Source organism: Pseudomonas cerasi (assembly GCF_027983475.1).
GTDB lineage: Bacteria > Pseudomonadota > Gammaproteobacteria > Pseudomonadales > Pseudomonadaceae > Aquipseudomonas > Aquipseudomonas cerasi.
Genome location: NZ_JAQJVM010000001.1, coordinates 370,550 through 388,724 on the forward strand (window position 1 = coordinate 370,550; position 18,175 = coordinate 388,724).

General features: G+C 60.5%; 23 protein-coding genes. 11 read left to right on the forward strand and 12 right to left on the reverse strand.

The window, feature by feature from the left end; translation table 11 throughout:
* The first annotated feature begins 78 nt into the window (after positions 1-78).
* The 11 genes from PI739_RS01675 (at position 79) to PI739_RS01725 (ending at position 7,225) form a co-directional block, all read left to right on the forward strand.
* The gene (locus PI739_RS01675) at positions 79-405 is read left to right on the forward strand and encodes a type III secretion system major pilin HrpA (protein WP_003314134.1); all 327 of its coding nucleotides are present in this window, start codon (positions 79-81) and stop codon (positions 403-405) included.
* A gap of 52 nt (positions 406-457) precedes the next feature.
* Positions 458-1,483: a type III secretion system effector HrpZ gene (gene hrpZ / locus PI739_RS01680; RefSeq protein ID WP_003433477.1), complete on the forward strand. Its 1,026-nt coding sequence runs from the start codon at positions 458-460 to the stop codon at positions 1,481-1,483.
* Positions 1,484-1,510: 27 nt separating this feature from the next.
* Positions 1,511-1,885 carry a type III secretion system inner rod subunit SctI gene (gene sctI / locus PI739_RS01685; protein WP_003314135.1) on the forward strand — a complete coding sequence of 125 codons (375 nt, stop codon included), beginning with the start codon at positions 1,511-1,513 and terminating at the stop codon, positions 1,883-1,885.
* Between the two features lie 8 nt (positions 1,886-1,893).
* Positions 1,894-2,700, forward strand: a complete 807-nt coding sequence (sctJ, locus tag PI739_RS01690) for a type III secretion system inner membrane ring lipoprotein SctJ (RefSeq protein WP_003433474.1) — start codon at positions 1,894-1,896, stop codon at positions 2,698-2,700.
* Complete coding sequence (locus tag PI739_RS01695; RefSeq protein WP_054080717.1) at positions 2,700-3,227, forward strand: hypothetical protein; 528 nt, start codon at positions 2,700-2,702, stop codon at positions 3,225-3,227. The genes sctJ and PI739_RS01695 overlap by 1 nt, the downstream gene beginning before the upstream one ends.
* A 33-nt stretch (positions 3,228-3,260) precedes the next feature.
* Positions 3,261-3,842, forward strand: coding sequence for a type III secretion system stator protein SctL (gene sctL, locus PI739_RS01700; protein WP_054080718.1), 582 nt, complete (start codon positions 3,261-3,263; stop codon positions 3,840-3,842).
* Between the two features lie 83 nt (positions 3,843-3,925).
* Complete coding sequence (locus tag PI739_RS01705; protein ID WP_003314139.1) at positions 3,926-4,150, forward strand: type III secretion protein; 225 nt, start codon at positions 3,926-3,928, stop codon at positions 4,148-4,150.
* The gene (locus tag PI739_RS01710; protein WP_003415377.1) at positions 4,128-4,568 is read left to right on the forward strand and encodes a type III secretion system protein HrpG; all 441 of its coding nucleotides are present in this window, start codon (positions 4,128-4,130) and stop codon (positions 4,566-4,568) included. The genes PI739_RS01705 and PI739_RS01710 overlap by 23 nt, the downstream gene beginning before the upstream one ends.
* A gap of 1 nt (position 4,569) precedes the next feature.
* Positions 4,570-6,675, forward strand: a complete 2,106-nt coding sequence (gene sctC, locus PI739_RS01715; protein ID WP_003433473.1) for a type III secretion system outer membrane ring subunit SctC — start codon at positions 4,570-4,572, stop codon at positions 6,673-6,675.
* A complete protein-coding gene (gene hrpT, locus PI739_RS01720; protein ID WP_003314144.1) occupies positions 6,672-6,875 on the forward strand; it encodes an HrpT family type III secretion system protein in 204 nt (67 codons plus the stop codon). The genes sctC and hrpT overlap by 4 nt, the downstream gene beginning before the upstream one ends.
* Before the next feature lie 2 nt (positions 6,876-6,877).
* Positions 6,878-7,225 (forward strand): hypothetical protein, encoded by a 348-nt coding sequence (locus PI739_RS01725; protein ID WP_003365146.1) that lies wholly within the window; start codon positions 6,878-6,880, stop codon positions 7,223-7,225.
* Between the two features lie 399 nt (positions 7,226-7,624).
* On the opposite strand, the gene sctU is transcribed toward PI739_RS01725, so the two are convergent.
* The 12 genes from sctU to sctW are packed head-to-tail and all read right to left on the reverse strand — an operon-like array spanning position 7,625 to position 18,099.
* Positions 7,625-8,704, reverse strand: a complete 1,080-nt coding sequence (sctU, locus tag PI739_RS01735) for a type III secretion system export apparatus subunit SctU (protein WP_072365610.1) — start codon at positions 8,702-8,704, stop codon at positions 7,625-7,627.
* Positions 8,701-9,495 carry a type III secretion system export apparatus subunit SctT gene (gene sctT / locus PI739_RS01740; protein WP_003433471.1) on the reverse strand — a complete coding sequence of 265 codons (795 nt, stop codon included), beginning with the start codon at positions 9,493-9,495 and terminating at the stop codon, positions 8,701-8,703. The genes sctU and sctT overlap by 4 nt, the downstream gene beginning before the upstream one ends.
* Entirely contained in the window at positions 9,496-9,762 is a 267-nt protein-coding gene (gene sctS, locus PI739_RS01745; protein ID WP_003339811.1) for a type III secretion system export apparatus subunit SctS, read from the reverse strand.
* 7 nt (positions 9,763-9,769) lie between these two features.
* Complete coding sequence (sctR, locus tag PI739_RS01750) at positions 9,770-10,423, reverse strand: type III secretion system export apparatus subunit SctR (protein ID WP_003409078.1); 654 nt, start codon at positions 10,421-10,423, stop codon at positions 9,770-9,772.
* The gene (locus tag PI739_RS01755) at positions 10,420-10,821 is read right to left on the reverse strand and encodes a FliM/FliN family flagellar motor switch protein (RefSeq protein WP_096127730.1); all 402 of its coding nucleotides are present in this window, start codon (positions 10,819-10,821) and stop codon (positions 10,420-10,422) included. The genes sctR and PI739_RS01755 overlap by 4 nt, the downstream gene beginning before the upstream one ends.
* Positions 10,811-11,527 (reverse strand): type III secretion system protein, encoded by a 717-nt coding sequence (locus tag PI739_RS01760; protein WP_096127731.1) that lies wholly within the window; start codon positions 11,525-11,527, stop codon positions 10,811-10,813. Before PI739_RS01760 ends, PI739_RS01755 begins: the two co-directional genes overlap by 11 nt.
* The gene (gene hrpP, locus PI739_RS01765; protein ID WP_058397417.1) at positions 11,524-12,096 is read right to left on the reverse strand and encodes a type III secretion system protein HrpP; all 573 of its coding nucleotides are present in this window, start codon (positions 12,094-12,096) and stop codon (positions 11,524-11,526) included. Before hrpP ends, PI739_RS01760 begins: the two co-directional genes overlap by 4 nt.
* A 6-nt stretch (positions 12,097-12,102) precedes the next feature.
* Complete coding sequence (locus PI739_RS01770; RefSeq protein ID WP_003365131.1) at positions 12,103-12,549, reverse strand: hypothetical protein; 447 nt, start codon at positions 12,547-12,549, stop codon at positions 12,103-12,105.
* Between the two features lie 2 nt (positions 12,550-12,551).
* Positions 12,552-13,901 carry a type III secretion system ATPase HrcN gene (hrcN, locus tag PI739_RS01775; protein ID WP_271351450.1) on the reverse strand — a complete coding sequence of 450 codons (1,350 nt, stop codon included), beginning with the start codon at positions 13,899-13,901 and terminating at the stop codon, positions 12,552-12,554.
* A complete protein-coding gene (gene sctD, locus PI739_RS01780; RefSeq protein WP_003365128.1) occupies positions 13,898-14,872 on the reverse strand; it encodes a type III secretion system inner membrane ring subunit SctD in 975 nt (324 codons plus the stop codon). Before sctD ends, hrcN begins: the two co-directional genes overlap by 4 nt.
* Before the next feature lie 33 nt (positions 14,873-14,905).
* Positions 14,906-16,993: a type III secretion system export apparatus subunit SctV gene (gene sctV, locus PI739_RS01785; protein WP_003365126.1), complete on the reverse strand. Its 2,088-nt coding sequence runs from the start codon at positions 16,991-16,993 to the stop codon at positions 14,906-14,908.
* The gene (sctW, locus tag PI739_RS01790; protein ID WP_024662110.1) at positions 16,993-18,099 is read right to left on the reverse strand and encodes a type III secretion system gatekeeper subunit SctW; all 1,107 of its coding nucleotides are present in this window, start codon (positions 18,097-18,099) and stop codon (positions 16,993-16,995) included. Before sctW ends, sctV begins: the two co-directional genes overlap by 1 nt.
* Positions 18,100-18,175: the final 76 nt, after the last annotated feature.

Sequence of the window (18,175 nt, forward strand, 5' to 3'; positions counted from 1 at the left end):
TCTGGAACCGATTCGCGGACACATGCCACCTAGCTGTACCAAGCAATTACGCTGGTACAGACGAAGGGGTATGACGTTATGACTATCATGAGTTCTCTGGCGGGTGCGGGTCGCGGTGTAGTCAACACGATCGGTGGTGCCGCTCAGGGCATCAACAGCGTAAAGAGCAGCGCCGACCGTAATGCTGCACTGGTGAGCAACACCGGCAGCACTGACAGCATCGACGCTACTCGCTCCAGCATCAGCAAAGGCGATGCAAAAAGTGCCGAGCTTGACGGCACCGCGAACGAAGAGAACGGCCTGCTCCGCGAGTCGAGCATGCTGGCGGGCTTTGAGGACAAGAAAGAGGCGCTTTCCAACCAGATCGTCGCAAGCAAGATCCGGAACTCGGTCGTCCAGTTCTGATTTCTTGACGCCCCTTCGTACCTGAGGGGGCTGCTACTTTTAGGAGGTTGTGATGCAGAGTCTCAGTCTTAACAGCAGCTCGCTGCAAACCCCGGCAATGGCCCTTGTCCTGGTACGTCCTGAAGCCGAGACGACTGGCAGTACGTCGAGCAAGGCGCTTCAGGAAGTTGTCGTGAAGCTGGCCGAGGAACTGATGCGCAATGGTCAACTCGACGACAGCTCGCCATTGGGCAAACTGCTGGCCAAGTCGATGGCCGCGGATGGCAAGGCGGGCGGCGGTATTGAGGATGTCATCGCTGCGCTGGACAAGCTGATCCATGAAAAGCTCGGTGACAACTTCGGCGCGTCTGCGGACAGCGCCTCGGGTACCGGACAGCAGGACCTGATGACTCAGGTGCTCAATGGCCTGGCCAAGTCGATGCTCGATGATCTTCTGACCAAGCAGGATGGCGGGACAAGCTTCTCCGAAGACGATATGCCGATGCTGAACAAGATCGCGCAGTTCATGGATGACAATCCCGCACAGTTTCCCAAGCCGGACTCGGGCTCCTGGGTGAACGAACTCAAGGAAGACAACTTCCTTGATGGCGACGAAACGGCTGCGTTCCGTTCGGCACTCGACATCATTGGCCAGCAACTGGGTAATCAGCAGAGTGACGCTGGCAGTCTGGCAGGGACGGGTGGAGGTCTGGGCACTCCGAGCAGTTTTTCCAACAACTCGTCCGTGATGGGTGATCCGCTGATCGACGCCAATACCGGTCCCGGTGACAGCGGCAATACCCGTGGTGAAGCGGGGCAACTGATCGGCGAGCTTATCGACCGTGGCCTGCAATCGGTATTGGCCGGTGGTGGACTGGGCACACCCGTAAACACCCCGCAGACCGGTACGTCGGCGAATGGCGGACAGTCCGCTCAGGATCTTGATCAGTTGCTGGGCGGCTTGCTGCTCAAGGGCCTGGAGGCAACGCTCAAGGATGCCGGGCAAACAGGCACCGACGTGCAGTCGAGCGCTGCGCAAATCGCCACCTTGCTGGTCAGTACGCTGCTGCAAGGCACCCGCAATCAGGCTGCAGCCTGACCGACAACCGCCTGACGGAGAACTCACGTGACCATTTCCCACCTTGGTAATGTTAAAAGCATCTCGCCGGAACTCGGGCAGGATGTGCCACAGGGGCTCGTTTCAGAACCGGCCCAGGCGGATGTCGACATCTTCACCGCTGCCACGCAGCCGGACGGCGTTTCAAGTGGAGCGCCGCTTTCCGAGCATATCGCCAGCGCAATTTCCGGCGGTCTGGGCGAAACCGAAAAAATGTCTCAGCAAGCGATGCGGTCGATGAAGAAAGCCTCCGGGACTGGAGACGCGCTGGATATCGCGGCGATGACCAGAACCTTGTCGCAATGCTCGTTGCAGACTGCGCTCACCACCAAGGTGGTGAGCAAGACTGCGCAGGCGCTCGACAAGCTGACTAACTTGCAGTAGAGGTTTCCGTGAAATTTCTGAGCGCAGGGCTGTTGCTGATTTGCATGGTGTTGCTCGGCGGCTGTAGTGATGAAACCGATCTGTTCACCGGCCTGTCCGAGCAGGACTCCAACGAGGTCGTTGCGCGCCTTGCCGATCAGCATATCGACGCGCGCAAACGTCTGGAAAAAACCGGCGTTGTCGTCACCGTCGCCACAAGCGACATGAACCGCGCCGTCAGAGTGCTCAACGCTGCCGGCCTGCCACGTCAGTCCCGCGCCAGTCTGGGGGATATCTTCAAGAAAGAAGGGGTCATTTCGACCCCGCTCGAAGAGCGCGCCCGCTACATCTATGCCCTGTCTCAGGAACTCGAAGCGACACTTTCGCAGATAGACGGCGTCATCGTGGCCAGGGTGCACGTGGTACTTCCGGAACGCATCGCACCGGGCGAACCGGTGCAACCTGCTTCTGCTGCGGTGTTCATCAAACACTCCGCAGCGCTTGACCCGGACAGCGTGCGCGGACGCATTCAGCAGATGGTCGCCAGCAGTATCCCCGGTATGTCGACGCAAGCGGCAGAATCGAAAAAGTTTTCCATTGTGTTCGTACCGGCTACCGAGTTTCAGGAAACCACACAGTGGGTCAGTTTCGGACCGTTCAAGCTGGACAGCGCCAATTTGCCGTTCTGGAACTTGATGCTCTGGCTGGTGCCGGCTGGCCTGGCGGTATTGCTGCTGATCACGGCGCTGCTGTTGCGCAGTGACTGGCGCGCTTCAGTGCTGCGGCGGATCGGCTTTGCCGGCCGGAGTCGCTCGACCGTACCGGCGCGCGCGTGATGGACCTGACCGCCGAGGACTATTGGACTCAGTGGTGGTGCAATCCCTGGCCATGGGCGCATCCGGGCTGGCAAAGCCGGTTCGCCGAGCGCTGCGGACTGACCGTCAGCGAATGTGAAGCCCTTATGGTCAGCCGTCACAGTGTGTTCCTGCAGAGTATCGGCATCACGCCAAGTCAACCGCCAATGCCTGCGGAGCCTGTTTTGAACTGGCTGGCACTGACGCCCGTGCAGCGTGATCAGGCGCTGGATCTGGCGCAGCGCATCTGTTTTTCCCGTAACGAAAGCGACGGCCATGACGGGCAGTGGTGCTGGGCGCTGACCAAAGCGTTGCGCCCCGGTGTCTGGCTGGAGCTGGAGCGTGAAGATGCGCGCTTGCTGTTGGGTGCCTGGCTCGGGCCTGAGTATTGGTCGCGATTGCGTCTGGCCTGGGCGCCCGATGAGGTCACCGACAGACCTTGCGCGGCCCCCGAAAATAAACTTCAGACGTTGTGGCAGGCTGTTCTATGGCGTGTCACCGCGACCTGAGTATCCGCTCCTCTCTGCACCAGGAATTCTCCCATGCTTGCCAAACGCAGTATTACTTTGACTGCCGACGCGGTGCTGCCCGAGCCGGTATTGCGCCGTGAAGACATCGCCAACAGTTTGCTGGCTCGCGACATTCTGACTGACGCGCGCCGTCAGGCGGAGCAACTGCTGGTGCTTGAGCAGGCTAAAGCCGATCATCGGCATCAGGAGGCGCTTGCGCAGTTCTGGGAGCGTGCCAATGCCTTTCTGGACGAGCTGCACGTTCAGCGCGAAGCCTTGCAGCAGCAGGCCATGACTGCTGTAGAGGAACTGCTGACTGAGGCATTGTGCCAGTTGCTCGACGAAACAACCCTTGCCGAGCGCGCTCGGGCACTGGTCAGGAACCTGGCAGCCAGTCAGCTCAACGAAGCAGTGGCCACACTCAGCGTTCATCCGGAGATGGCCGAGCCGGTCGCCGAATGGTTGGCAGAGAGCCGTTTTGCCGAGCACTGGGAGCTCAAGCGCGATGCGACGCTGACCACCGAAAGCCTGCGCCTGAGCGACGCCAACGGCGCTTTCGAAATCGATTGGGCAACCCTTCGCAATGGGCTGGCAGGCGCGGAGCCAGCTGCCTGAAACAGACTCTTGCGGCGAAAATGGAACCGCTCCACCTGTTTGCTCCACTCAAGGTTTGAACCTTTCTGCTGGAGTATCAGGACATGATAAATTTCAAATCCCTGCAAAATAACCTCGATTCCACGCTCACTCGCGCGTTGTCCGACGTGGATGACGTGCTGGACGGGGGCAATGGGCATTTCACCGCCGACGACATCGATGCCTTCAGTGAGGCGAGCCAGCAGGCTGCGGTCAGCTCCAACATCGCTGATCAATGCCAGCAGGCTGGTTATAAAATGACCAAAAATGTCATCGATGGATTTCAGTGAGTTCGAGGAGGTCGTCGGCCTGTGGCGTGATCAGCGTCCGGCGAGCCCGCTCGACTGCTGGGTCGACGACGCCAACGCACGGCTGGAAATGGTGGGTGGCGGAGTCCGTTGCAGCATCGAATTACTCGACCCCTATGACGCCAACGACCCTCAGCGTATCGAAGCATTGCTCAGTCACGGCGGTGCCAGCCTGGCGTGTGCCTGTGACGGCGCGTTCGCCATCGATCCGCAAACGCGCTGCATGGTGCTGGTCAGCTGGATGCCTGGCCCCTGCGGCCTTGCCGATCTGCTGAACCGTCTGGAAAGCCTGGCCAATCAGCGCGCGGCCTTGCTCAGCCTGATGCACACCACTCTGGTCAATTCCGTGCCCGCCTTAGCCGGGCGCACGACCCTCAATCACCGGCAACCGGGAGTTTGAAATGCGCAAGGCCTTGATGTGGTTGCCTTTATTGTTGATCGGGCTGTCCCCCGCCACGTGGGCGGTGACCCCCGAAGCCTGGAAACATACGGCTTACGCCTACGATGCCCGGCAGACCGAGCTGGCGACGGCGCTGGCCGACTTCGCCAAGGAATTCGGCATGGCGCTGGACATGCCGCCCATCCCGGGAGTCCTCGATGACCGGATACGCGCCCAGAGCCCGGAAGAGTTTCTCGATCGTCTGGGCCAGGAATATCACTTCCAGTGGTTTGTGTATAACGACACGTTGTACGTCAGCCCCTCCAGCGAGCACACCTCGGCACGCATCGAAGTGTCCTCCGACGCGGTGGATGACCTGCAGACTGCCTTGACCGATGTGGGGCTGCTGGACAAGCGCTTCGGTTGGGGGGTATTGCCGAACGAAGGCGTGGTTCTGGTTCGCGGCCCGGCAAAATATGTGGAACTGGTGCGCGATTACAGCAAGAAAGTCGAAGCGCCGGAAAAGGGCGACAAACAGGACGTCATCGTATTTCCGCTCAAGTACGCCAGTGCTGCGGACCGCACCATTCGCTATCGCGATCAACAACTGGTGGTCGCCGGTGTCGCCAGCATTCTCCAGGATTTGCTGGATACCCGTTCTCATGGCGGGTCCATCAATGGTATGGATCTGCTGGGGCGAGGCGGTCGCGGTAACGGTCTGGCGGGCGGTGGCAGCCCGGACACTCCGAGTCTGCCAATGAGCTCCAGCGGCCTCGATACCAATGCGTTGGAGCAGGGCCTCGATCAGGTGCTGCACTATGGTGGCGGCGGCAGCAAAAGCAGTGGAAAAAGTCGCTCTGGCGGGCGGGCCAACATCCGTGTAACCGCCGATGTCCGTAACAATGCCGTGCTGATCTACGACTTGCCCTCGCGCAAGGCCATGTACGAAAAGCTCATCAAAGAGCTGGATGTTTCGCGCAACCTGATCGAAATCGACGCCGTGATTCTCGACATCGATCGCAACGAGCTGGCAGAACTGTCCAGCCGCTGGAACTTCAATGCCGGGAGTGTCAACGGGGGCGCCAACATGTTCGACGCTGGCACCAGCTCCACCCTGTTCATTCAGAACGCCGGCAAGTTCGCCGCCGAACTGCATGCGCTGGAAGGTAACGGCTCGGCGTCTGTGATCGGCAACCCGTCCATTCTTACCCTTGAAAACCAGCCGGCCGTGATCGACTTCAGTCGCACCGAATACCTCACCGCGACCTCGGAACGCGTGGCCAATATCGAGCCCATCACCGCAGGCACCAGTCTGCAGGTGACTCCGCGCTCGCTGGATCACGATGGCAAGCCTCAGGTGCAACTGATCGTCGATATCGAGGATGGTCAGATCGACATCTCCGACATCAATGACACGCAGCCAAGTGTGCGCAAAGGCAATGTCAGTACCCAAGCCGTCATAGCCGAGCACGGTTCGCTGGTCATCGGTGGTTTCCATGGTCTTGAAGCCAACGACAAGGTCCACAAGGTTCCGTTGCTGGGCGACATTCCCTACATCGGCAAGCTGCTGTTCCAGTCACGCAGCCGTGAACTGAGCCAGCGCGAGCGCCTGTTCATCCTGACGCCAAGACTGATTGGCGATCAGGTCAACCCGGCTCGCTATGTGCAGAACGGCAACCCTCACGACGTCGATGATCAGATGAAAAGGATCAAGGAACGGCGTGACGGCGGTGAGCTGCCTACCCGTGGCGACATTCAGAAAGTCTTCACGCAGATGGTTGATGGCGCTGCGCCAGAGGGCATGCATGATGGCGAAACACTGCCCTTTGAAACCGACAGCCTGTGTGACCCGGGCCAGGGCCTGAGCCTCGATGGCCAGCGCTCGCAATGGTATGCCCGCAAGGACTGGGGTGTGGCTGTCGTGGTCGCGCGCAACAATACCGACAAACCGGTGCGGATCGACGAGAGTCGCTGCGGTGGTCGCTGGGTCATCGGCGTCGCCGCCTGGCCCCATGCATGGCTGCAACCGGGCGAGGAAAGCGAAGTGTATATCGCGGTACGTCAGCCACAGATATCGAAAATGGCCAAAGAGAGCCGGCCATCACTGCTCCGGGGGGCAAAGCCATGAAGATCAGCAGCGTTGCAGTCGTGTTGGTGGTGTTCGCTACCCTGACCGGGTGCGCCACCCACGGTTGTTCGGGAACTGCCTGCAAACGCCCGGACTCCACCAGCCGCGAACTGGTCATCTGGTGGCCTCCGGACATGCGTGACGGTCTTGACGACCAGGACCACGAGCGTGATTACACCGTCGTGAAGTTAAGGGACTAGACATGATCGAGGTCGAGGAGAAAACAGCGTTCTACTACAACGTTGCGGCGCAGAGTCCTGCGGTCTGGCCGGTGGCAAACGGAGTGTCTTTCGTCAGCCGGCGCGAGCATCATGACTGGGGCATTGCGCTGCACATTGAGGGTCGAGCGCTGCGTCCCGAACAACTCAGAGAGGCGCTGCAACTGAGGTTTTCACAAGCCGAACGATTCAATGACTACTTTCTGTTCCTGGATATGCGGCGTGATTTCGTGGTGTGGCACGCGGTGAGCGACGCCCCCTATGCCGTCACCAACCTGGATGATATCCGGCGAAACGAGCTGATACTGGCAGGCCTGGATCATCTGGCTTAGGAGATAACACCCGCGTGAAAAGAAGACCGCCCCATCTGGGGCGGTCTTTTTTTGCGCAGATGCAATCCAAAAGCATCAGGCAGTTACTGGTCATGCGGAGCTCGGTCGGTTTTCGACACTGCACAGCTGTCACCCCGGCAGCGAGCACTGCCATCAGGATGGGACGACCAGGCCAACTGCGGACGCCAGCGATAAAAAAGACCATAGCCGAGATCAAGCAGCGGCCTGGTCAAGCGCCATGGCATCGGAGCAGCCCCGACATCCAGGCCGCCAATGGGCAATGCAGCCCGGTATGACCCGGTATGACTCTGTCTGTGATTCATGCAGGCTTCGACGACCACGAGATAACGTCGGTTGAGGTCACTTGGCTGGAAGGGTACGCGTATGGTTAAACAGCCATCACAGCTCGACTTCGACCTGAATCACTTCATCGGTGACTTCGTCCAGTTGCCGAACCACTTTGTAGATGTGGCCGACAGCCTGCAGGGTGGGGCGGGGGATGTATTTGCCGACCTTGGAGCGGTACAGCGTGCGGGTCAGCCAGATGCTTTGCACCACCGGGATGCCGGCTTTTTTGGCCCGGGCAATCAATGCCAGGGCTTCCTCGTCTTCCCCTTTGCAATGAATCAGAGGCAGAGGCGTTTCGCCTGGTCGGTAATACAGGGCCACCGCATAGTGGGTCGGGTTGACCAGCAGCATGTCGGCGTCTTCCAACGGCTTGGGCGCAGCGCTGGGCTCCTGATTGAGGATCTCCTGGGCAAGTTGCCGACGATGGCCTTTGACGTGGGGGTCGCCTTCCGATTGCTTGTACTCTTTCTTGATGTCTTCGTGGCTCATGCGCAGTTTTTTCGCATGGAAGTATTTCTGCATGGCGAAGTCGATCATGGCGATCGCCAGCAGCAGTCCCAATATCACTCGCAAAATATGCCTGAACAGCTCGACCAGCGCGTGCCAGTAGGTCGTCAGATCGCTGTTGGCCAGCACTGCAAGGGTACCCAGCACAGGTTTGACTTGCACATACAGCGTCGCGCCGATGGCAATGGCCTTGAGCACACTGAGCAGCAGGTTGAGCAGGTTTTGCCCGGAAAACATCTGTTTGGCGTGGGAAAACGGGTTGATCTTGTTGGGATCGATTTTCAGCGCCTTGGGCGCGAACAGAAAGCCGATCTGCATCCAGCTGCTGATCAAACGCATCAGCATCGCTATACCGACGCTGCACAAGGTAAAGCTGAGCAGTACGGAGAATCCTTCGCTGGCAATCAGCTCGACCGAGGCGGCAAAGCTGCGGTCGATACCTTGAAAGGACAGCGACAACAGCGCCTCCAGGCGGTTGACGCTTTCATCAGCCAGGGCCAGGGTAATTTCACTGACAGCCATCAGCACCAGCAGTTTGCCGAGGTCCTGACTCTGCCCGACCTGACCCTTTTCCCGCGCGTCACGCAGTTGCTTGGGCGTGGCCTTTTCGGTTTTTTCGCTCACGGCACTTGCACCAGAAGTGTCAGTAGCGACTTCAGATCAACCAGCTTCAATAGTTGACCTGTGCCCAGTTCCAGCAGCGTCGGCAGATAGATCAGCAGAAACGCGAGGCCGGCCATACTCTTGGCCGGCATGGCGAGGATCGAAACGTTCAGCTGTTGCGCATACAGGCCGATGATCGCGAACGCCGCTTCGATCAACAACAGCAGCGCAATGAAGGGCGCGGCGTACAACAGCATGTGCTGCATCGTCTGGTTCAACTGCTCCAGAAATACATCCAGGCCGCCAGCGTTCATGCCCGGCAGCCAGGCCGTCGGAGGCCAGACGCTGTAGCTGTCCCAGATGATCTGAGTCATCAGCGATAGCCCCCCGGTGAGGATGACCAGCATGATCAGGGTTTCTTGAAACAATTCGCCCAGTGGCGTGGCGTCAGGGCCCAGCGCCGGGTTCAACTGGCCGCCGCTGAGCGCACCGCGCTGGCTGTCGAGCAGTGCGCCGACCGAGGCGAACATCCAGAACGGCGCATACAGCAAAAGCCCCAGTAGGGTGCCGAGTACCGCTTCCTTGATCAGCAGGCCGCCGATTGCGAACCAGTTGTCGTCGAGGGACTCCAGAGCCCGGGTGATGGCCGGTGCCGGGATCATCGCCATCACCGCCACGACGGCATAACGCAACGGGCCTTTGAGGTATTTGAAGCAGAAGGCTGGCACCAGCAGCATGCAGGGCATCAGCCGCGCCATTGCCAGTCCCATGCCCAGCATGAATTGAAAGGCGCTGTGCGCGTCGAAGGGCATTTAGTGACTGACCCCGGAGCGGGCAATCAGGTCGAAGGCCATATTGATGAACTGGATCAGCTCGACGCCGATCCAGCGGCCGGTCATGGCCAGGGTCAGTCCGACGGCCCCCAGTTTGATGCCGAAGGGCAATGTCTGATCCTGAATCTGCATGAGTGCCTGCAGCAGCGAGGTGACCACACCCACCAGCACCGCAACGGCCAGCGGCGGGGCGGTCAGGATGACGACCAGAAACATGCCTTGCTTGAACAACGCCAACGCTTCCATGACCGCCTCACATATAGGAATAGAACAGGCTGTCGAGCAGACGTGACCAGCCCGATACAAGCACGAACAGCAGCAGTTTGAGTGGCAGCGACAGTGTCATCGGCGAGACCATCTGCATGCCCAGTGCCAGCAACAGGTTGGAGACAATCAGGTCAATGACGATGAAGGGGATATAGATCAGAAAACCGATCTCGAAACCGGCCTGCAGTTCCGACAGCACAAAGGCCGGGATCGCCAGCAGAAGATCGTTTTTGTTGGCCTGATCGGCCATTTCCTTGGGCCACATGCGCTGGGTATTTTCCAGCAGGTGGGCGACGACGTCCGGGTCGGTGTTGCGTGTCATGAAGCGTTGCAGCGGCTCGATGACCACTTTGAGGCTGCTCTGCAGTTTGTCGGCGTTGCTCAGTTCCAGCGGATGTTCATGGACCCGCTGTTGTATGTCGTGCGCCACCGGGGCCATGACGAACATCGTCGCGGCCAGGGCGATGCCATACAACGCCATGTTCGGCGGTACTTGCTGAACGCCGATCGCGTTGCGGGTGATCAGCAGCGTCATGGCGATCTTCAGAAAGGCGGTGCAGACGATCAACAGGAACGGGATCAGCGACAGCGAGCCGAGAAACAGCGCCAGCATGATCGGGTTGACGCCCTCCATGATCATGAGCGCGCCACCAGCCGGGTAATCTGCAAACCGAGGCGGCCTTCGACGTCGACCAGTTCGCCTTCGGCAACCACCTGCTCACCGTGGCACAGCGTGGCGTGCCCTGGCGCGATGCCGCTGACTTCAAGAATGCTTCCGGCGTCCAGTCGACGCAGTTCGGCAAGGGTCAATCTGAGATCGCCGCAGCGCAAGGTCAGGTCCAGCTCCAGTGAATCGAGCATCGGCGATTCATGGTGGTCTCCCGACTGCTCTTCATGCTCCGCGTCGCTGTCCGCGTAGCCGAATGCGTGCTCGGCGTATTCGTCGTCACGCTGTTGCTGATCAGCCTGTTCAGGCACCGGTTCTTCATAGTCGTCGAGCATCTCGACGTCGTCCTGATACAGATCTTCAGTACTCATGGTGACTGTGCTCCTCATGACTGAGCTGCAGAAAAAGATGCTGTGCCTGTTGGTCGGTACGGGCCGCCCATTGACGGCCAGCGAGTGTCACGGACCCTTGTCCGGCGCTGTCGAAGCGGCAGCGGGCGGGCAGCACCACGTCACCGGGGCGTAGCGAGGCGATTTGTTCCCGGGTCAGTGACAGTTCGCCGACGATCAGCGGTGTCGACACCGACCAGGATTCGTCCAGGTTACGATTCAAGACCTGCCAGTCAGCCGAACCCAGAAGCCTGAGCAGAGTGGCGGGTGCGGCGTGCAGGCGGGTATCCAGTCGCTCGCTGCCCAGCCGCACGTGAACGCGGCAGCCGATGGCCAGCTCGGTCGGGGTGTCGGAAAACGGCGCAACAGGCGCCAGCAGGTCGGCGACCACCGGGCTCAGGCGCTGGTTGAACAATTGCCAGTACCAGCCCTGGTGCTCGCCGCCAAGCGTGAAGGGCACTTCGCCCAGCAGGCTGAGCAACGCTTCGGCATCGCTCAGCAACAAGGGGCCGACCGCCGTATTCAACCAGACACCGTCTGCCGGTATCCGCGCGTCTTCGAGCAGCGGTAGCAGGCTCAGTTCGGCGTGCTGACCGCGGCTGCTGAAGCCCAGGCGCCGTCCGGCACCGAGTGCGCGTGTGGCTTGGGCCAGCAGAGCGTCGACCTTGCGCAGACGCAGGGCGCTCATGCTGTGAAGTCTTCATGCATGTCCAGTTCGACGTCCTGACCGAGCGCCTGTGCCAGCGATTCCCGGCATGCGCCGACCTGGCCCTGCAAGCGCTTGAGAACGTCACGCCGACCAAACCCCAGTTGAATATTCCAGCGGTTTTCGGATTTGCTGGCGTTGACCCGCACGCTCCCCAGATTGGGCATGAGCAGGCTGAATGCCAGCGGACCGTCCGGCTGGTCGGGCAAGCGCTGAGCCAGCTCGTCGATCAACTGCGTCGGTACGTTTTCGGACTGTGCGGAGAAGGCCACACCGCTGCCTCCGAAGCCCTGCTGATCTGGCTCTTCGCCTACCTGCGGTATCAGCAGTTGCGAGAAGAACATGCCGTCGGCGCTCATCGGGCTGTCGGTCACTGAACGGTTCAGCGCGAAACGAACCTTCTGCACATCGCCCCTTGGCGTCCCGGTAAAGGCCGGCGGCTGGTCATCGAACCTGGCGGGCTGACGCCGCGAAGGCAGGGGGCGCGAGGCGGCTGGCGGTGCACTCGGCGCGGGTGGCGCTTTGGCGGGGGTTTTGATCGGTGCGGTCATCGTCACTTAACCTTCTTCGTTGAGCGTCTCCTCCATGCAGGCGAGTTTCTCGACCGCGCGCTGAGACGCCTTGGCTTGCAGCCGTTTCTGTTCAAGCAACGCCTGTTGTTCAGCTACTCGCATTTGCTGTTGCTGCACGTCCTGGCGGATGTAAGCCAGGCGGTCGAGCATGGTTCTTTCCTTTTCGTGCCAGCCGTCCACATCAGTCAGGCTGAGAGTTCTTTGCAAATGCGCATGGGACAGACTCTCTCGGCGGCGCTTGTGGTTTTCGCGTTCCTGATTCAGCGACGCCCTGGTCTCTGCTAAGTGGTCGAGCATCGATTTCAGTTCCAACTGCGCCTGGCGATGAGCCCGCTCGGCACTGGCCTGACGATGTTGACGCAGTGGTGTGAGCAGACCGATCACCTGATGCAGAGCAACCTGTTGCGGGTCGTCTTCCAGTGGTTCGTCCATGGCTACTCCGGCAGTTGAGAGGTGAGTTGCAGCAGCCTGTCCAGGGTTTCCTGCAACGGCACGGGCTCACGCAGGTCCTGGCGCAGGAACGCGTTTATGGCTTCGTTCAGTTGCACGGCACAGTCGGTGACCGGGTCGGCCCCGGCCTGGTATTCACCCAGGCGCAGGAGCATTTCCACTTGTTTGTAGGCGGCCAGTAACTGGCGCAGGCGATTGTTCGCCCGTTGATGTTTACGACCGGTGACGTTGCTCAGAATCCGGCTGATGCTGGCCGACACATCGATAGCCGGGTAGTGCCCGCGCTCGGCCAGCTTGCGCGACAGTACGATGTGTCCGTCGAGCAATGAGCGCACTTCGTCGGCGACCGGATCGTTCATCGAGTCCTGTTCGATCAGCACCGTATAAAGCGCGGTGATCGAACCGTTCTCGCTCATCCCGGCGCGCTCCACCAGCCGTGGCAGCAGGGTGTACACCGAGGGTGGAAGACCGCCGCGCCCCAGTGGTTCGCCCGAGGCAATACCGATTTCCCGTTGCGCGCGGGCGAAGCGGGTCAGGGAGTCGAGCAGCAACAGCACTTTCTGGCCACGGGCGCGAAAGGCTTCGGCGATGGCGGTGGCAGTGAACGCAGCACGGGCGCGCTCCATACTGGAACGATCGGAAGTTGCACAGACCAGCACCGAGCGGCGGCGCAGGGTTTCGTCCAGTTCGTGATCGAGAAACTCGCGCAACTCGCGACCCCGTTCGCCGATCAGGCCAAAAACGATGACGTCACAATCCATGTTGCGCGCCAGTTCGGCCATCAGTGTGGTCTTGCCGCAGCCCGCGCCGGCGAATAGCCCGACACGCTGTCCCTCACCGAGCAGAATCGCACTGTCGATGGCGCGTATCCCGGTGGGCAAAGCCCGGGTGATGCGCGGTCGCTGGGTCGGCGGCAGGGCGTCGGCGATCACCGGCAGAGTCGTGCGGCGGTCTTCGGGGCCGGCGAAAGCGCCGAGGCAATCGCCCATCAGCGGCCGCCCGAAACCGTCCAGTACACAGCCGAGCAGGCTGTCATCGACGCCGATCCGGTGTGCCACGCCCAGCGGTCGGATCGGCGCGCCCACCTGAATACCGTCGGGTGGGCCCAAGGCACTGAGCAGCGTGCATTCCTGGGTGAAACCGACGATTTCGGCCAGCAGCAACGAGCCATCGGCTTTGCTCACTTCACAGAGATCGCCGACCTTGGCCGATGGAATCCTGCACTCCAGCAGAATCCCGCGCACGGCGCTGACCCGGCCAATGACGCGCACCGCGCAATACTGGCTCAAACGCTTGGCATGCGCGTCTTTCCACAGGTTCAGTGCTGCATTCACCAGTTCACCTCGATATGGCGATTACCGTCGAATTGCAGACGCTGATTATCGATTCGGGTGAGGCGCAGGCCATCCACTTCGTCACCTACGTAAACACGTCGACCGTCGGCAGTCACCAGATGCGCATGCGGCCCGGTCATGATCTGAACCACCACAAAGGGCAGGGTGTTGCGATTGCTGCCCACGTTGTCCAGGACGGTTACCGGCGAGTCATACAGCGCCTTGAAGCGCTGAAGCATGCGCTGGTAGACCAGCAGCGATTCTTCTTTCAGATCGCCGTTGAGGATCAGCCCGTCGGGCGTCTCTTCCACGCTGATGTCAGTCAGCAGGCGGTCGCTGAGCATGGTGCTCAACTGATGGCGGACGGCATCCGCGTTGCTCAGGCGTATGCGTTTGTCGGTCACAGGGTTTGCAGCCCTGGCTGGTGCCTTGGGCGTATCGGGCAAGGCCTCTGTTGTGGCGGCAGCCAGGTGTGCCGGGCTCTGATCCATCGCAATAGCAGGCGGGCGGGTCAGGCTCCAGGCGCTGCCGATGACGCCCACCAGCAGCCCGGCGATGATGCCCGTGGTGCGGTTGAGAAATTGCGAGCGGGACTTGACCTTCTCCAGCGGCACATCGTTGTGTGCCGGCCCGGATTCGGCCTCGGGCTGTTTGGGAAGCACGGCGGGCACCGAGGGCCACTCATCGCCCGCAGGCGAAACGCACAGCCACACCGAACCCAGCATGAAAGCGTTATTGAGCGTCAGGTCAATGCTCGGCCGGGCGTTGCCCTGTTCGTCGCAGACCGCGCCTTGTTCAGCGTTCAGTGTCCAGTTGTCGTCGACACGTTGCAGGCGGCAATGCAGGCTTTCCACGCCCGCATCGTCCAGCGCCAGATCGTGTTGCCCGGCAGAGCCAATCGACCATTGCTCACCGATCAGCGGTAATGCCGCGCCTTGGTGCTGGCCATTCAGTACGCGTAATTCAAACATCTGAAAGTCTCCGTGCATTCAGGCCTTGCAGGCTCAGGCAGCGTGCTCGTTGTCCAGCGGCTCGAGATCGTCTTCAAGGTCGAATCGACCCATGACCTTGACCTTGGCCGCGTTGCTGATTTCCGCAAAAGATAGTACGGGTACATGGTAGAACTCCTCCCTCAACAAGGTACGCAGAGGGCTGCGCAGATCCTGTGCCACCAGCAGAACCGCCTGTTCGGGAGCTCGTACCGGGAAGGCAATGTGCAGCTGTTGCACGAGCATCTGGCTGGTCTCGTTGCTCAGCGCGAAGAATGTTTCGGTTTGCGTCTGGCGCAGGCCATCGCGCAACAACCCCTCGCTTTCCGGCGTGAGCAGCCACACTTGCAGGCCTTCGGCACCGCAGTACTGGTGGTAGATCTGCGACTTGAGCGCTATGCGCACATAGTCGGTCAGCACATTGGTATCGCGTTCATGCTGGCAGTGCTCGATCAGGGTTTCGGCAATGACCCGGATCGCCCTCAGCGGCACACACTCCGAGGCCAGGCGTTGGAGGACGGCCGAGAAGCGCGTCAGGGTGAGGACCCGCTGCATTTCCTGAGCGAGTTCCGGTTGCTCGGACTCCAGCCAGCTGAGGATCGCTTTGGTTTCCTGCAAGCCGATGAACTGCGGCGCGCAGGACTGCAATGCACGCTCCATGCGTTCGATGATCAGCGTCGTGGAACTGACCGGGTTCAATTCGCCAGACTGCTCGGCAGGCAGCCAGACCCATTGATCTTCCTGGCGGTCGGTATTTCCCGGGATGGCAGCTGGAAGGTTTTCGCCTTCCAGCTGGCGCGCTTCCACGGCGACATGGCTCTGCGTGAAGGTGGCCTTGAGCATCGGTACGTCATAGACGGTGAAGCGAAACTCGTCCGGGGCAATGTCATCGACATGCTCGATGATGAACGAAGGCAGGGTCAGGCCGTACTGCACCACCAGACGGTTGCGGCGCTTGCGTATTTCGCTGACCAGCGCTTCGATCTGTGCGCTGTCCTGACCGGGGTGGAATTGCAGCACAAACTGGCGGCTGGGCGAAAAGGTACGCAGGTCTTCCTTGCCGTTCATTTCTGGCGCCACAGCGGCTGTACGTTGCTCATCGGCCTTGGGTTTTGCCCGTTGCAACTGCAGCAGTCCACCGGCACCGCAGATGATCGCGATGGTAATGAAAACACCGGTCGGCATTCCCGGCAGGGCCGCGAAGCCGAGCATGGCCACCGAGGCGATGATCCAGGCCTTGGGCTGGCTGGTGATCTGCTCGGCGATCTCGCGGCCAATGTTGGCTTCCACACCCGCCTCGGTGTTGGGCACGCGGGTGATGATCATGCCGCTGGTCACGGAAATCAGCAGCGCAGGAATCTGCGCGATCAGGCCGTCACCGATGGTCAGCACGGTATACAGCTGCAAGGCGTCGCCTGCCGCCATGTTGTGTTGCAGCACGCCGATGGAAATGCCGCCGATCATGTTGATGGCAACGATGATCAGGCTGGCGATCGCATCGCCGTTGACGAACTTCATGGCGCCATCCATCGCACCGAACAACTGGCTTTCCTTGTTCAGTTCAGCGCGTCGTTTGCGGGCCTCGTGGACGGTGATCAGGTTGGCACGCAGGTCACTGTCGATGGACATCTGCTTGCCGGGCATCGCGTCCAGGGTAAAACGCGCACCGACTTCGGCGACCCGTTCCGAGCCTTTGGTAATCACTAGAAAGTTGACCACCGTCAGGATCAGGAAGATCACCAGACCCACCGCCAGATTGCCGCCCACCACGAACTGCCCGAACGCCTCGACGATGTGTCCGGCGTCCTGGTTGAGCAGAATCAACCGCGTGGTGGAAACCGACAGGGCCAGACGAAACATCGTGGTCAGCAGCAGCACGGCAGGGAAGGTCGAGAACGCCAGTGGCCTTGGCAGGTGCATCGCCAGCATGATCAGCAGGCAGGAAATACAGATGTTCACGGCGATCAGCACGTCGATCAAGCCGGTGGGCAGCGGTGTGATCATCATGAACACGATGGCGATCACAAAAAACGCACCGACCAGTTCCGAGCGGCGCATGGCCGACAGCGCGACCATGTTCAGAAAGTTGATGACCCGGTTCATCAGGCAAGCCCCTCGTATAGTTGCTTCTGTTCCTTATGCGTAAGCTCGGCCATCAGCGTGAGTAGATTATTCAGCGCGGCCTGGCGGCTTTTCAGGTCCCGCCAGAGCAGGATCGGCAGTTGCATCAGCATCGGCCGCAGGCCATTGAGAAACGCCAACTGGTGTTCGAGTTTGTTGCCCCCGATGTGCTGGGTCAGCTGCAAGGTCTGATTCACGTTCATGCCATTGGCCGTCAGGGTCAGCATGTGCTTGAGGAAGGCCGGAGGGTCCACGGTCAGTTTGGGATTCTTTTTGCGCATGCGTCCCAGCAGGTGTTCGCAACCGCGCAGCAACGTAGTGACATGGCGCGCGGTGGTCAGGCCATGCATCAGCGTGCGCAGTTGTTCATGGGAAGCCGACGGAGTAATCGCCGAAAGATCGTCGGCGATGGCGATGCGCATGTCGCGCAGGTTCAGGTCGAACTCGCCGGGTTCCTGTTGCTCGCCGATCAGGGCTTCGATCAAGCCCGTGACGTTGGGTTGTCCCGACACCGCTACGCCATACAGATTGCGCAAGGCAGTGCGGCGCTTGTTATCGATGTTCTGGCGCCCGAAGGCTCTTGCGGTATTGATACCGGCGCGCGCGCGCGGACCGAATCGGCGGCGCAGATGTTTAAGCGTCTGCGTCAGCGCTGCATATTCTTCTTCAGCCCCATCGTCTTCTGCCTGTTTGCGCGCTGCCTGCAACACCACGTGAGCCTTGGCAGCGTCGCCGTCAGCGAATTCCAGAACCTGTTCCAGATCGGCGTCGTTGTCCTGCAGCAGTTTTTTGCGCAGCAGTCTGGCGGCGTTATCCAGCCCGGTGTCGCTGGTGCTCATCAGCAACTGATAAAGCTCGCCCAGTTTGACGGCCCGCGACTGCAACGCGTTCCTGCTCGCGATCAGCTCTCGCTCACGCAGTATCCGGCTGTGCTGCACCAGCGCTGCGGCGAAGCGCGAGACCTGCAGTGACGAGGTGCCTTTTTCATCAGGCAACCCGCTGCCGGGAATCGCTCGCGCAGCCGGTGTGATGGCGCGGATTGGCGCTACCGGACGAATGGGTAATGTAGGCGGGGCGACGATTTTCATAGGACGATTCTGGGCCTGGTCATGACCGCTGAGTGGGTCATTGACGCGGTTCGGTTCCCTGGTGCCGAAGGCTTGT

Excerpts from the sequence above, each read along its gene's own strand:
- sctW (WP_024662110.1), bottom strand. The coding sequence starts at position 18,099 with ATGAAAATCGTCGCCCCGCCTACATTACCCATTCGTCCGGTAGCGCCA.
- hrpZ (WP_003433477.1), top strand. The coding sequence starts at position 458 with ATGCAGAGTCTCAGTCTTAACAGCAGCTCGCTGCAAACCCCGGCAATG.
- sctS (WP_003339811.1), bottom strand. The coding sequence starts at position 9,762 with ATGGAAGCGTTGGCGTTGTTCAAGCAAGGCATGTTTCTGGTCGTCATC.
- hrpP (WP_058397417.1), bottom strand. The coding sequence starts at position 12,096 with ATGACCGCACCGATCAAAACCCCCGCCAAAGCGCCACCCGCGCCGAGT.
- sctR (WP_003409078.1), bottom strand. The coding sequence starts at position 10,423 with ATGATCATGGAGGGCGTCAACCCGATCATGCTGGCGCTGTTTCTCGGC.
- sctD (WP_003365128.1), bottom strand. The coding sequence starts at position 14,872 with ATGTTTGAATTACGCGTACTGAATGGCCAGCACCAAGGCGCGGCATTA.
- PI739_RS01695 (WP_054080717.1), top strand. The coding sequence starts at position 2,700 with ATGGACCTGACCGCCGAGGACTATTGGACTCAGTGGTGGTGCAATCCC.
- PI739_RS01760 (WP_096127731.1), bottom strand. The coding sequence starts at position 11,527 with ATGAGCGCCCTGCGTCTGCGCAAGGTCGACGCTCTGCTGGCCCAAGCC.
- sctT (WP_003433471.1), bottom strand. The coding sequence starts at position 9,495 with ATGCCCTTCGACGCGCACAGCGCCTTTCAATTCATGCTGGGCATGGGA.
- PI739_RS01710 (WP_003415377.1), top strand. The coding sequence starts at position 4,128 with ATGTCATCGATGGATTTCAGTGAGTTCGAGGAGGTCGTCGGCCTGTGG.
- hrpT (WP_003314144.1), top strand. The coding sequence starts at position 6,672 with ATGAAGATCAGCAGCGTTGCAGTCGTGTTGGTGGTGTTCGCTACCCTG.
- PI739_RS01770 (WP_003365131.1), bottom strand. The coding sequence starts at position 12,549 with ATGGACGAACCACTGGAAGACGACCCGCAACAGGTTGCTCTGCATCAG.
- PI739_RS01705 (WP_003314139.1), top strand. The coding sequence starts at position 3,926 with ATGATAAATTTCAAATCCCTGCAAAATAACCTCGATTCCACGCTCACT.
- PI739_RS01725 (WP_003365146.1), top strand. The coding sequence starts at position 6,878 with ATGATCGAGGTCGAGGAGAAAACAGCGTTCTACTACAACGTTGCGGCG.
- sctC (WP_003433473.1), top strand. The coding sequence starts at position 4,570 with ATGCGCAAGGCCTTGATGTGGTTGCCTTTATTGTTGATCGGGCTGTCC.
- PI739_RS01675 (WP_003314134.1), top strand. The coding sequence starts at position 79 with ATGACTATCATGAGTTCTCTGGCGGGTGCGGGTCGCGGTGTAGTCAAC.
- sctV (WP_003365126.1), bottom strand. The coding sequence starts at position 16,993 with ATGAACCGGGTCATCAACTTTCTGAACATGGTCGCGCTGTCGGCCATG.
- sctL (WP_054080718.1), top strand. The coding sequence starts at position 3,261 with ATGCTTGCCAAACGCAGTATTACTTTGACTGCCGACGCGGTGCTGCCC.
- PI739_RS01755 (WP_096127730.1), bottom strand. The coding sequence starts at position 10,821 with ATGAGTACTGAAGATCTGTATCAGGACGACGTCGAGATGCTCGACGAC.